Source organism: Streptomyces sp. NPDC031670, from assembly GCF_055580545.1.
Window position 1 is genome coordinate 129394 of the sequence record NZ_JBVILC010000010.1, and the last position, 13442, is coordinate 142835.

7 protein-coding genes are annotated in these 13442 nt (G+C 73.7%); 6 read left to right on the plus strand and 1 reads right to left on the minus strand.

What is annotated here, in order from left to right; translation table 11 throughout:
- Nucleotides 1-11: 11 nt before the first annotated feature.
- From ACZ5ID_RS20495 to ACZ5ID_RS20515, 5 genes are all read left to right on the plus strand, one after another.
- Entirely contained in the window at nucleotides 12-3128 is a 3117-nt protein-coding gene (locus tag ACZ5ID_RS20495) for a protein kinase (RefSeq protein ID WP_468899713.1), read from the plus strand.
- Nucleotides 3129-3354: 226 nt separating this feature from the next.
- A complete protein-coding gene (locus ACZ5ID_RS20500) occupies nucleotides 3355-4890 on the plus strand; it encodes a serine/threonine-protein kinase (RefSeq protein WP_468899982.1) in 1536 nt (511 codons plus the stop codon).
- A 229-nt stretch (nucleotides 4891-5119) separates the two neighbouring features.
- A complete protein-coding gene (locus ACZ5ID_RS20505) occupies nucleotides 5120-6604 on the plus strand; it encodes a serine/threonine-protein kinase (RefSeq protein ID WP_468899985.1) in 1485 nt (494 codons plus the stop codon).
- 186 nt (nucleotides 6605-6790) lie between these two features.
- On the plus strand, nucleotides 6791-8407 hold the full coding sequence (locus ACZ5ID_RS20510; protein WP_468899716.1) for a succinic semialdehyde dehydrogenase: 1617 nt from the start codon (nucleotides 6791-6793) through the stop codon (nucleotides 8405-8407).
- A gap of 44 nt (nucleotides 8408-8451) precedes the next feature.
- Complete coding sequence (locus ACZ5ID_RS20515) at nucleotides 8452-10296, plus strand: GMC family oxidoreductase N-terminal domain-containing protein (RefSeq protein WP_468899718.1); 1845 nt, start codon at nucleotides 8452-8454, stop codon at nucleotides 10294-10296.
- Nucleotides 10297-11146: 850 nt separating this feature from the next.
- On the opposite strand, the gene ACZ5ID_RS20520 is transcribed toward ACZ5ID_RS20515, so the two are convergent.
- Nucleotides 11147-11434, minus strand: a complete 288-nt coding sequence (locus tag ACZ5ID_RS20520) for a chorismate mutase (RefSeq protein ID WP_358835326.1) — start codon at nucleotides 11432-11434, stop codon at nucleotides 11147-11149.
- Between the two features lie 304 nt (nucleotides 11435-11738).
- Between ACZ5ID_RS20520 and guaA the strand changes: the two genes are divergently transcribed.
- A complete protein-coding gene (gene guaA, locus ACZ5ID_RS20525; protein WP_468899721.1) occupies nucleotides 11739-13328 on the plus strand; it encodes a glutamine-hydrolyzing GMP synthase in 1590 nt (529 codons plus the stop codon).
- The last annotated feature ends 114 nt before the right edge of the window (nucleotides 13329-13442 follow it).

A 13442-nucleotide genomic window follows, 5' to 3' on the forward strand; every position in this document is an offset into this window, starting at 1 on the left:
GGGGAGGCGATGTGGACGACTACGCGGGTCGGGTGCTCGCCGACCGCTATCGGCTGCCCCTGCCCTCCTCCGACGAGTACGAGCCGGTCGAGACCCGGGCCTTTGACACCTACAGCGGCCAGGAAGTGCTGGTGCGGCAGGTGCCGCTGCCGGAGGTCGTGGACGCCGAGGTGCAGGGCGCGGACGGGCGGTACGGGGACGGGTACGGAGCCGGAGCGGCGCGGCGGCCCGCCAACCCGGCGCTGCGGCGGGCGATCGAGGCCGCCCAGGCAGCCGCGCAGATCCCCGACCACCCGCGGCTCGACCAGGTCTTCGACGTCTTCGCGGAGGACGGCTCGCTGTGGATCGTCAGCGAGCTGGTCACGGCCCGGCCGCTGGCGGCGCTCCTCGCCGAGCAGCCGATGGCGCCTTACCGGGCGGCGGAGGTCGCCTCCGATGTGCTGACCGCGCTGCGCGTGCTGCACGCGCACGGCTGGACGCACCGCAACATCACCGAGCGCACGGTGTTGATATGCGATGACGGCCGCGTGATGCTGACCGGACTGGCGGTCGGCGCGGCGGAGGAAGCGCTGTGCGGCTATGTGGTGGTGCCGCAGCAGCTCGGTGAGGAGAGCGGCGACTTCGGCGTACGGGGGGCGGCCGAATCCGCCGATGCCGCGTGGGGGGATGCGCCGGACTCCCCGGACGACTCCAACTCCCGGGACGACTACGACTTTCAGGGCGAGCCACGCTTCCAGGGTGCCCCGGGCTCCCCCGGCTCCCCGGACGAACTGAGCCACCCCGCCGCTACGGATGACCCCGACTCCTCGTACGCCTCCTACGCCTCGTACTCCGCGCGCGAGCAGGACGCCGACGGCTCCGAGGCGTCCGACTCCTACGGCGGCCCCAACCCGTCCGATTCCTACGGAAGTCGCGCGGCTCAGGCCCTCCCCCCGGCGCCCCACCCCGCCCCCCTGCCCTCGACCCGCGCACCGGCGCTTCCCGCCGGGTGGTCACCGGCGGGGCCGAGCGGTGACGAAGGCAGCGGCAGCGGGAGCGGGCAGGGCGAGGGGGCCGTGCCCCGTTCGGGCGGGTCCCCGGGGAGTGGCCGGGCCGGGGCCGTCGCGGCGTACCGGGCCGGGACGCGGGCCACCGCGCGCGTGGGCGACGACGGCGCCGCGCTCCCGGTGCCCCGTTCCGAGCTGCCCCGCTCCGAGCCGGACAAGGCGTGGCGCGACGACGTGGATCAGGGGGTATACGACCCGGTGAGCGGGATGCGGGTGCCGCGTACGCCCGCGTCGGGCGCTTCCTCGGCCGCCAGCCCGTACGCGGTGGAGGAGGGCCCCGACTCGGGGCGCACCCGGCGTGCGTACGACCCGGTGACCGGGCGGTGGGTCCCGCGTCCCGCGCAGCCCGGCACGGTGGACGCGCCCCCCGGGACCTCCGGACGCCCCACCCCGCCACTCGGCCCCGCTCACACCACGGGCCCGCACACCGGGACCCCGCACCCCCAACTCCCGCGCCTGGAAGTCCCGCACGCGCAGCCCGCCGAGCCCGAGCGGTCCGCTCACCCCGGCGCGCCCCGGACCGGCGCCCACCCCCGGACCGGCGCCCACCCCCGCCCCCCCGCCACCACCGGCCCCCGGCCCTCCACCGGCCCCCTCCCCGCGCTTCCGCACGCCGTCGGGGCCGGGGCGGAGGCGCTGCGGGCCGACGCCCAGCGGCAGACGCACGCCGACGCGCCCGTGCCCGCCCGAGAGGGCGGCCTGGAGGCGGCCGTCCCGCAGCGCCACGGCGCCGGCTACCGGGGCCCCGCCACCCGGCTCGACGCCGAGCGGGCGCGGCAGACGCGGATCGCCCTCGTCGGGGCCGTCACCGAGCGGTGGGCGCCCGAGCAGGCCGGACCCGTGCACGAGAACTGGCGCCTCGCGCCGCCGATCGGCCCCGCCACCGATCTGTGGGCGCTCGGCGCCCTGCTCTTCCGGGCCGTGCAGGGGCACGCGCCCTACCCGGAGGAGAGCGCCGTCGAGCTGGTCCAGATGGTGTGCGGCGAGCCGCCCGCGTTCGCGGAGGAGTGCGGCCCGCTGCGGCCGGTCGTCGAGTCGCTGCTGCGCCAGGACCCCACCGAGCGGCCCGACTTCGAGGAGCTGCGCGGCTGGCTGCGCTCGATCGTGCGGTCCGCGCCCGAGCCGGACGTGGGCACCCAGGTCGTCCCGCTGCCCCCGGCCGACGCGGCCCGGCTGCCGATCGTGCGCCGCCGCGGCGAGCTCGTCCGGCGCCGCCGCGGGGGCTTCGGCGAGCACGGCCGCCACCGCCAGCAGCGCCGTGCGCAGTCCCGCGGGGCCGAGCGGCGCCCCGCCGCGGAGGTACTTCAGGAGCCGCGCCGCGCCCCGTCCCGTACGCCCAAGTCCCGTACGCCCAGGTCCCGCCCGGCCGAGGCGCCCGCGCGCTCGCCCCGCTCGCTCGGCCGGACCCTCGTCCTGCTCATCCTGCTGCTCCTGGCGGCGGCGCTCGCGTACGCCGTGTTCTTCATGCCCGGGTCCGGGACGAAGGACGGGAGCGACAACGGCGGCGCGGCGCCCGCCCGCACGGGCACCAGCGCGCCGCCGAGCACCCCCGCGACCGGCGAGGCCCCCCGCAGCGGTACGCCCTCGGCGCCCCGGACGCAGACCACCGCGCCCGGCGGACAGCCGCCCGCCAAGGGCTATGTGCTGCGCACCGACCCGGAGGGTTTCCGGACGGCGGTCGACCCCTCCTTCCAGCGACGGCCCATCAACGACGCCGGACAAGTCCGGTATGTCGGCGGTGACTTCACCCTGCTGGTGGTGCCGGGCCGGGACGCGGTCAAGGACGCCGGCGCGGATCCGCTGACGTACCAGCGGGACAAGGAGCGCGAGCTCCAGCCGTTCCGGGACTCGGCCTGGGCCACCGCCACGGGTCTGCGCCGCGTCGACGTCGGTCAGAAGGTCACCGCCGAGGGGCAGTTCACCTGGCGGGACAGCACGGGCCGTACGGTTTACGTACGCAACCAAGTAATGATCATCAATGGCCGGTACCACCTGGTCGTGGTCATCGGCCCGGAGCCCCAGCGGGACAAGGTGAGCGAGATCTACGCGCAGGCCACGGCCGCCTACAGCGCCACTCGTTGAGGCTTCACCGGTTGCCTCAGACACATACCTCTTGGTAGGTGGCGCGCAAGGTGCCCCCGAGGTTCCCTGGCCGGAATCCGCTCCGTAACCTTGCCCCTTAAGAACCGGCCGGGCGGGGGACGTGGAACAGAACCAGAGCAAGAGCGGCAAGGGCGCGGAAGCGTTGGCGAAAGGGCTGCTGCTGGCCGGGCGCTACCGCCTGGGCGACACCATCGGTCGCGGTGGCATGGGCAAGGTCTGGCGCGCCCAGGACGAGCTCCTGCACCGCACGGTGGCCGTCAAGGAACTGACGGCCGCGCTGTACGTGGCGGAGGCCGACCGTGTCGTGCTGCACGCGCGTACGCAGAAGGAGGCGCGGGCCGCCGCCCGGATCACCCACCCCGGTGTGGTCACCGTCCATGACGTGCTCGACCACGACAACCGCCCCTGGATCGTGATGCAGTACGTCGACGGGCCCTCGCTCGCCGATGCCGTGAAGGCCTCCGAGACCGGGCGGATCGAGGCCCGCGAGGCGGCCCGCATCGGGCTGCACGTCCTGGGCGCCCTGCGCGCCGCGCACGCCGCGGGCGTGCTCCACCGCGACGTCAAGCCCGGCAACGTCCTGCTCGCCCGCGACTCGCGCGTCCTGCTCACCGACTTCGGGATAGCCGCCATCGAGGGCGACTCCACGATCACCCGGACCGGTGAACTGGTCGGCTCCATCGACTATCTGGCGCCCGAGCGGGTACGAGGAGGGCAGCCCGGTCCCGCCTCCGACCTGTGGTCCCTCGGCGCCACGCTCTACACGGCCGTCCAGGGCGGCTCGCCCTTCCGCCGCTCCTCGCCCATCTCCACCATGCAGGCGGTGGTGAACGAGGAGCCGGAGCCCGCCACCCACGCCGGTGCGCTCGCCCCGGTGATCACGGCCCTGCTGCGCAAGGACCCCGACGAGCGCCCCTCGGCCGAGGAGGCCGAGCGGATGTTCCTGGAGGCGATGGAGGGGCGCGAGCCGAAGGCCGCGCACGAGTACGTGCCGACCCGTCAGGTCTCCGAGGCGGAGCTGCGGGCGGCCACCGCCCCCGCCGGCTCCTCCGGCACGGTCCGCGCGCCCGTCCCCGAGGCGGTCACGCCCCCGCCCGCGCCCGCCCGCCCCGCCCGCGGGCGCGGACGGACGGTCGCCCTGGTGGTCGCCCTCGCGGCCGTCCTCGGCGGCGCGGCCGGGCTCGCCGCCCTCAAGTTCCGCGACAGCGGCGAGGACTCGACGACCACGGCCACGCAGCCGCCCGCCACCGGGCCGGGCAAGTCCGGCAAGGCCGACGCGTCCGTGCCGGACGGCTGGAAGCGGGTGAAGGACCCGGCCGGGTTCACGCTCTTCGTGCCCGAGGGCTGGCGGCGCCAGATGGACGGCAAGGAGGTCGACTACACGCCGGACAACGGGCGCCACTACATCCGCGTCAGCGTCGGCAAGCCCGACTTCGAGAACCCGTACATGCACCAGCTGAACCTGGAGAAGGCGCTGGAGAAGCGGCTGCCCAAGTACCAGCGGGTGACGCTGCACTCCAACACCTTCCGGGACCAGGTGAACTCCTCGCTCTGGGAGTTCACGTACGTGGAGAAGAAGGGTTTCCCCGGCAAGCGGCACGCGATAGACCAGATGTACTTCGCCGACGGCGGCGCCGCCGAGTACGCGGTCTACATGTCGGGCCCGGAGTCCGACTGGGCGACCACCCGCGAGCAGTTCGACACCGTGCTGCGCGGCTGGCAGCCGCCCCCGCTGAACTGAGGCCGCGCGCGCCCCTCGCGCGCCCCGCGGGTCCTGCCCGCGCCCGGTCGATTCCCTCTCGTGACCTCGGACCCCGTTCCGGTCCGGCCCCGTACGGCATGATGGCCACAGGACCAGTGAACGAGGGGAACCGGTGCCCGCAGCAGCCAGTGAACCGCGAGGCGGCGCGGCCGAGGACCGTCTCATCGCCGGACGCTACCGGCCTACGGCCCGGCTCGGCCGGGGCGGCATGGGCACCGTCTGGCGCGCCACCGACCAGCTCCTGGGCCGCGAGGTCGCCGTCAAGGCACTGCACCCCGACGGCGGCGCCCCCGCCACCGCCGCGCTGCGCGAGGCGCGTGCCGTGGCCCAGCTCAAGCACCCGCACGTCATCGGCGTCCACGACGTCGTCGAGCAGGACGGCCGCTCGTACATCGTGATGGAGCTGGTCGAGGGCGGTTCGCTCGCCGACCGGCTGCGCGGCGGCGGACCCGTCGACGCCCCCGGGGCGGCCCGGATCGGTATCGCGCTGCTCGGCGCGCTGAGCGCCGCGCACCGCCGGGGCGTGCTCCACCGCGACCTCAAGCCCGCCAACGTCCTGCTGGAGGAGGGCACCGGCCGGGTCGTGCTCACCGACTTCGGTATCGCGCAGCTGCCGGGGTCGACCACCATCAGCGAGGACGGGGCCTTCGTCGGCTCGCCCGAGTACACCTCGCCCGAGCGCATGCAGGGCGCCGCCGCCGGGCCCGAGTCGGACCTGTGGTCCCTGGGCGCGCTGCTGTGCGCCGCCCTGAGCGGCGAATCCCCCTTCCACCGCGACTCCCTGGGCGGGGTGCTGCACGCGGTGGTCACCGACGAGATCCGCCCGCCCCTGGCCGCCGCCCCGCTGCTGCCGGTCGTCCGCGGGCTCCTGGAGCGCGACCCGGCCCGCAGGCTCACCGCCGACGAGGCGCACGAGATGCTCTCCGCGTACGTGTCGGGCGGCTCCACCCCCGTCGCGCCCCGGCACTACACGCCGACCGAGCGGGTCGCCGTGGCGAAGCCGGCCGGCCGGTCCCGCGTCAGGGCCGGGTTGATCGCGGCGGCCGTGGCCGTGGTGCTCGGCGGTGCGGGCGTGGGCGCCGCGGTGCTGCTGAGCGGCGACGGCGAGGGCGGCGGGAAGGCCAGGGCGGCGACGGGCGGGACGGTGACGGCCGCGGCCACCGCGCACGCGTCCGCCCCGGCCGAGCCGGGCCCGCCCGGCCCCACGGTCACCGTCACGCGCTCCGGCGAGCCGTCCCCGCTCGGGACCGCGCCCGCCGGTTACCGCCACGTCCGCGACCCGGACGGCTTCGCGCTGACGGTCCCGGCGGGCTATGTCCGTTCCACCGACGACCGGCGCGTCTTCTATGTGTCGCCGGACGGGGCCTTCCGGCTGGGCATCCGGCTCCAGCAGTCGGTCTCCGGCGGACCGCTGGGCGTGATGCGCGACGCCCACGCCAACGGGCCGGTCAGCAACCCCGGTTACCGGAGCGGCAAGGTCGTCGCCACCACCCATCAGGGCCATGACGCGGCGCTGTGGGAGTTCAGCTGGAACGGCTTCACCGCGGCCGAGGGGCCCCGGCACACCTACGACGAGTGCTGGGACGAGGACGGGACGATGTACGACGTGTGGGTCTCGGCCCCGGTCGCCCGCCTCGACGAGGCCAAACGGCACTTCGACACCGTGCTCGACTCCTTCACCCCCTCGGCCTGACCGCCCACCCCGGCGGACCCGCCTGCGCCGCGAGGGCCGAGGAACCACGGCCCCCGCGGGCGGCCCCAGGGGCACAACACGCTGATCAGCGCTTATGTCGCCAGTGGTCGCTGGCGCGGTCATGGGGGTTCCGAAAACTGTTACCGGCGGGTACCCAAACGGCCCTGCCCGGCATACGCTCCCCCCATGACGGACTCGCAGGCCACGCCCACCAGCACCCGTACGAACCCGGTCGCCGCCGCCCCGGCGGGCGCCCGCACCGCCGCCGATGTGGTCACCCCCGAGGTGGTCGCCAAGCTCGTCCGGGGAGTCGCCGGCTCGGGCCGGACGGCCAACCACACGCCGTTCACCGGCGAGAAGCTGGCGGACCTGCCCGAGTCCACCCCCGACGACGTGGCCGGAGCCTTCGCCCGCGCCCGCGCCGCCCAGCCCCGCTGGGCCGCGACCCCGGCCCGCGAGCGCGCCGCCGTCCTGCTGCGCTTCCACGACCTGGTCCTCGCCCGGCAGGCCGAGGTCCTCGACCTCATACAGCTGGAGACCGGCAAGGCCCGCCTCCACGCGCACGAGGAGGTGCAGGCCGTCGCCGTGGCCGCGCGCCACTACGGCCGCAAGGCACCCTCGTATCTGCGCCCCAGGCGCCACACCGGGGTGGTGCCGACCCTCACCAAGGTCACCGAACTGCGCCAGCCGCGCGGGGTGGTGGGGCAGATCGCACCCTGGAACTACCCCTTCGAGCTGTCCGTCGGCGACGCGCTGCCCGCCTTCGTCTCCGGCAACGCCGTGGTGATGAAGCCCGACACCGAGACCGCGCTCACCGCGCTGTGGGCCCGTGACCTGCTGATCGAGGCGGGCCTTCCCGCCGAGGTGTTCCAGGTGGTCCTGGGCGAGGGCCCGGTCGTCGGCCCCGAGGTCGTCCGCCACGCCGACTACGTCTCCTTCACCGGCTCCACCCGTACCGGCCGCGAGGTCGCCCAGGGCGCCGCGGCCCGGCTGGTCGGCGTCTCGCTGGAGCTGGGCGGCAAGAACGCCATGCTGGTGCTGCGCGACGCCGACGTGGAGAAGGCGGCGGCGGGAGCCGTCCGCGCCTGCTTCTCCTCGGCGGGCCAGCTCTGCATCTCCATCGAGCGCCTGTACGTCCACGAGTCGGTCGCGGACGCCTTTGTCGAGCGGTTCGCCGCGCGCACCAGGGCGATGCGGCTCGGCAACTCCCTCGCGTACGGCGCCGACATGGGCTCCCTGGTCGGCGAGCGCCAGCTGGAGACCGTGACCCGGCACGTCGAGGAGGCGGTCGCCAAGGGCGCGAAGCTCGTCGCGGGCGGCGTCGCCCGCCCCGACATCGGCCCGCTCTTCTACGAGCCGACCATCCTGGAGGGCGTCGAGGCCCCGATGGCCGTCTGCACCGAGGAGACCTTCGGCCCGGTCGTCTCCGTCTACCGGTTCACCGACGAGGACGAGGTGATCGAGACCGCGAACGCGACCCCGTACGGCCTCAACTCCTCGGTCTGGACGAAGGACTCCCGGCGCGGCCACGAGGTCGCCGCACGGCTGCGCACCGGCACGGTCAACATCAACGAGGGGTACGCCCCGGCCTACGGCAGCGTCCAGTCCCCGATGGGCGGCATGAAGGACTCCGGCCTCGGCCGGCGCCACGGCTCCGAGGGCATCCTCAAGTACACCGAGGCCCAGACCGTCGCCCAGCAGCGTCTGCTGCCGCTGGCGCCGTCCTTCGGGATGGACGACGAGAAGTACGCGGCGTTCATGACCCGCAGCCTGAAGGCGATGAAGGCCCTGCGGCTGCGCTGACCCCCGCCCGCCCCCGCCCTTTCTGTTTCGTACGAGGAGAGCCGATGCCCCAGGAGACGCGCGCCCGGAACCAGGAACTCCAGCCGGAGGACGAGGGGGCGTACGATTACGACGTCCTGGTCGTCGGCTCCGGCTTCGGCGGCTCGGTGACGGCCCTGCGGCTGACCGAGAAGGGCTACCGGGTGGGCGTCCTGGAGGCGGGCCGCCGCTTCACGCCCGGCACGCTGCCGAAGAACTCCTGGGACATCAAGAACTACCTGTGGGCGCCGAAGCTCGGGATGTACGGCATCCAGCGCATCCATCTGCTCGGCAATGTGATGGTGCTGGCCGGCGCGGGCGTCGGCGGCGGTTCGCTCAACTACGCCAACACCCTCTATGTACCGCCGAAGCAGTTCTTCGACGACCCTCAGTGGAAGGACATCACCGACTGGCAGGAGGAGCTGACCCCCTACTACGAGCAGGCCAAGCGCATGCTCGGGGTCCGGCTCAACCCGACCATGACCCCCTCCGACGTCCACCTCAAGGCGGCGGCGCAGCGGATGGGGGTGGGCGACACCTTCCACATGGCGCCGGTCGGGGTGTTCTTCGGTGACGGGCAGGACGCCGAGGGCACCGCCAGGGCGCGGCCGGGGGAGCAGGTCGCCGACCCGTACTTCGGCGGGGCGGGCCCGGCCCGCAAGGCCTGTGTGGAGTGCGGCGAGTGCATGACGGGCTGCCGGCACGGCGCCAAGAACACCCTCAACGAGAACTACCTCCACCTCGCCGAGAAGGCGGGCGCGGTCGTCCACCCCATGACGACGGTCGTCTCGGTCACCGACGACTCGCGGGGCGGCTACGCGGTCGCCACGCTGCCCACGGACAACCGCAGGAAGGGCACGGGCCGGCTCTTCACGGCGCGGCGCGTGGTGATCGCGGCGGGCACCTACGGCACCCAGACCCTGCTGCACCGGATGCGCGCGGGCGGCCAGCTGCCCTATCTCTCCAAGCGGCTCGGCGAGCTGACCCGCACCAACTCCGAGGCGCTGGTCGGGGCGCAGACCGACAACCGCCGCTACCGCAAGGCGCACGGCGCCGCGCGCGCCGACTTCACCCGCGGCGTCGCCATCACGTCCTCGGTCCACCCCGACGAGAACACCCATATCGAGCCGGTGCGCTACGGCCGGGGCTCGAACGCCATGGGCGGGATGTCCATCCTTCAGGTGCCGTACGCGGAGGGCTCCTCGCTCGCGCTGGGCTGGCTGGCGAACGCGGTGAAGCACCCCGCGCTCCTCGCCCGCTCGCTGAGCAACCGCCGCTGGTCGGAGCGGACCATCATCGGCCTCGTCATGCAGTCCCTGGACAACTCGCTCACGACGTATCTGAAGCCGGACGGCGTCGGCAAGGGCCTGCTCACCGCGCGCCAGGGTCATGGCGCGCCGAACCCGAAGCAGATCAGGGCGGCCTCCGAGGCGGCGACCGCGCTGGCGGCCGAGATCAACGGCTTCGCCGGTTCGAACGTGGGGGAGCTGATGGGCACCCCGCTGACCGCGCACTTCCTGGGCGGCTGCCCGATCGGGGCGACGGCCGAGGAGGGCGTGATCGACCCGTACCACCGGCTCTACGGACACCCGGGCATCTCGGTGGTGGACGGCGCCGCCGTCTCGGCGAACCTGGGCGTCAACCCGTCCCTGACGATCACGGCCCAGGCCGAGCGGGCGATGTCGCTGTGGCCGAACAAGGGCGAGGCCGATCCGCGCCCGGCGCAGGGGCGGCCGTACGTACGGGTCGCGCCGGTGGCACCGAAGGCACCGGCGGTCCCGGCGGACGCGTTCGGCGCGCTGCGGCTGCCGTTCCTGGGGATGCCGACGGTGCCCGCGAAGGCCGGTTCCCCGGCGGACTCAGTGGGCTGAGCGGACCGAGCGGACCGAGCGGGCCGAGGGGCCGTCTTCGGCCATACGCAAGAAAACGAGGAGCGCTGCACCCCCCTCCGAGTGCAGCGCTCCCCGCTCGTCCGTGGGCCGCTCGCCGCGCGGGCGGGGCCGTTGGTTCCGCATGAATGACCCGCCAATCCTGTCAATGGTTGTCCCAGGACTCACAGAATTTTTATGTGCTCCCTGTCACACCAAGGGCCCCGCAGTGTCTGGATCGCGCCAAAGGTGACCGTCGAGGCAACCATCAGCGGGGGCGCGGCACCGGGAGCGGCACCGGGGCCGGGCAGAGCGAAGGGCCCCGCATCGGGCCATCCGTCCTGGGGATGGCTCCGCGGGGCCCTTGGCCGTCAGCACCGACGTCAGGGCAGCGTCGGTGCCGCGGGGCGGCGCCGGGGGGCAGCGCCGCTGGTGGACGAGCGCCGGATCGCCGACCGGGCGTGCGGGGGGCGCACGGGTGGTATCGGCTACTCACGGTCGTTCTGTACGGTGATGGGGGGACTTGTCTCTGTATCGTGCGGGATGGGCTGCGCGCCGCGCAACCGTCTGGACCGGATGCGGCCGGCCCCGGGCGTCCCCGGTGCCGACCGCTCTTTAAGGGGTGACCGGGCTGCTGTCCCCTGCCGACCGGTCACGCGCGCTGGGGCGAGGTCCCACGACGTGCCATCGGCACGTCACACGCCCCAGCGGAGCCACGCGTGGTTTCTTCTGGCCCGCCCCTGGCTGGCACGGACACGCTGACCAACGAAGCGGGACACCGGCCGGTCACGGCGCCGGACGGGTGAGGCTGCGCCGGAGGCGCCACGCGCCGGGCCCGGATGCCGTCCCGGCCTCAGATGCGGCCCCGGCACAGCTCCAGCATCGTCATCGCCAGGGCGGTGCCGGGCTTGCCCAGGGCGTCGCGGTAGTGCGCGAGCACCTCCATCTCGCGGTTCAGGTTCACCCGGCGCCCGCCCGAGGCGATCCGGGACTCCTGGATGACGGCCGAGACGGCCATGCGTTCCTGGATCAGGCCGATGATGCGGTCGTCGAGCGCGTCGATGCGCTCACGGGCGCCGGTGATCACGGTGGCGGCCTCGTCGGTGCGGGCGCCGGTCTTCTCCGCGGGGGTGACGGACATGGGGGCTCCTCGGGTCTGCGGTACCCCGGGGCGGCACGGTCCGGAAACGACAGAGCGCCCCGGGCCTTGTCGGCCCGGGGCGCTCTGGGAAGTGGCTTGTCAGTAGCTCAAGCAGCATCACCATGGCAGCCGGTCGGGCCGGTGCCATAGGTAAAGACGAAGGTCTGGTGCTTGAGCATGGCGACAGTATGGACCGACGGCCCCGCGGCGGGCCAATCCCGGTTCGGATGGTGAGACGAAAGGTCCCGCGCCGCTGCCCGGTAGAATCGAATACAGACCCCCTCCCACCGCCGGAAGGCCGCCAGTGTCATCAGCGTCCCCAGCTGCCGCGCCCGCATCCAACCCGGACGTAGTCCTCGTTGTCGACTTCGGCGCCCAGTACGCACAGCTCATCGCCCGCCGCGTCCGTGAGGCCCGGGTCTACAGCGAGATCGTGCCCAGCACGATGCCCGTGGCCGAGATGCTGGCCAAGAACCCGAAGGCGATCATCCTCTCGGGCGGCCCCTCCTCCGTCTACGCGGAGGGCGCCCCCGTCCTGGATCGCGAGATCTTCGAGGCCGGCGTCCCGGTCTTCGGCATGTGCTACGGCTTCCAGCTGATGGCGACGACGCTCGGCGGCACGGTCGACGACAACGGCGCGCGCGAGTACGGCCGCACGCCCCTGCACGTCTCCAAGGCCGGCTCGACGCTCTTCGAGGGCACGCCCACCGAGCAGTCGGTGTGGATGTCGCACGGCGACGCCTGCTCGGCCGCGCCCGAGGGCTTCACCGTCACCGCGTCCACGGACGTCGTGCCGGTCGCCGCCTTCGAGAACGACGAGAAGAAGCTGTACGGCGTGCAGTACCACCCCGAGGTGATGCACTCCACGCACGGCCAGCAGATTCTGGAGCACTTCCTCTACCGGGGCGCGGGCATCGAGCCCACCTGGACGACGCACAACGTCGTGGAGGAGCAGGTCGCCCTCATCCGTGAGCAGGTCGGCACCAAGCGCGCCATCTGCGGCCTGTCCGGCGGCGTGGACTCCGCGGTCGCCGCCGCCCTCGTCCAGAAGGCCATCGGCTCCCAGCTGACCTGCGTGTACGTCGACCACGGCCTGATGCGCAAGGGCGAGACCGAGCAGGTCGAGAAGGACTTCGTGGCCGCCACCGGCGTCCAGCTGAAGGTCGTCGACGCGCAGGAGCGATTCCTCACCGCGCTGGCCGGCGTCTCCGACCCGGAGACCAAGCGGAAGATCATCGGCCGCGAGTTCATCCGCGTCTTCGAGCAGGCGCAGCTGGAGATCCTCCAGGAGGACGGCCCCGAGGTCGCCTTCCTCGTCCAGGGCACGCTGTACCCGGACGTCGTGGAGTCCGGCGGCGGCACCGGCACCGCGAACATCAAGTCGCACCACAACGTGGGCGGCCTGCCCGACGACATCGAGTTCGAGCTCGTCGAGCCGCTGCGCAAGCTGTTCAAGGACGAGGTCCGGATGGTCGGCCAGGAGCTCGGCCTGCCGGAGGAGATCGTCCAGCGCCAGCCGTTCCCCGGCCCGGGCCTGGGCATCCGTATCGTCGGCGAGGTCACCAAGGACCGCCTCGACCTGCTGCGCGAGGCCGACGCCATCGCCCGCGAGGAGCTGACGGCGGCCGGCCTCGACCGGGAGATCTGGCAGTGCCCGGTCGTGCTGCTCGCGGACGTCCGCAGCGTCGGCGTCCAGGGCGACGGCCGCACCTACGGCCACCCGATCGTGCTGCGCCCGGTCTCCTCCGAGGACGCCATGACGGCGGACTGGACGCGGATGCCGTACGACGTGCTGGCGAAGATCTCGACGCGCATCACCAACGAGGTTGCCGACGTCAACCGCGTCGTCCTCGACGTGACGAGCAAGCCGCCGGGCACGATCGAGTGGGAGTAGGACTCCCCCGCGACAGACCGGCGGGGGGGGGGGGGGGGGGGGGGGGGGGGGGGGGGGGGGGGGGGGGGGTGCGGGTGGTTTTTTTTTGTTTTTGGGGGCGGGGCGAGGCCTTAT

Excerpts from the sequence above, each read along its gene's own strand:
- ACZ5ID_RS20500 (WP_468899982.1), top strand. The coding sequence starts at position 3,355 with ATGGGCAAGGTCTGGCGCGCCCAGGACGAGCTCCTGCACCGCACGGTG.
- ACZ5ID_RS20505 (WP_468899985.1), top strand. The coding sequence starts at position 5,120 with ATGGGCACCGTCTGGCGCGCCACCGACCAGCTCCTGGGCCGCGAGGTC.
- ACZ5ID_RS20510 (WP_468899716.1), top strand. The coding sequence starts at position 6,791 with ATGACGGACTCGCAGGCCACGCCCACCAGCACCCGTACGAACCCGGTC.
- ACZ5ID_RS20515 (WP_468899718.1), top strand. The coding sequence starts at position 8,452 with ATGCCCCAGGAGACGCGCGCCCGGAACCAGGAACTCCAGCCGGAGGAC.
- ACZ5ID_RS20520 (WP_358835326.1), bottom strand. The coding sequence starts at position 11,434 with ATGTCCGTCACCCCCGCGGAGAAGACCGGCGCCCGCACCGACGAGGCC.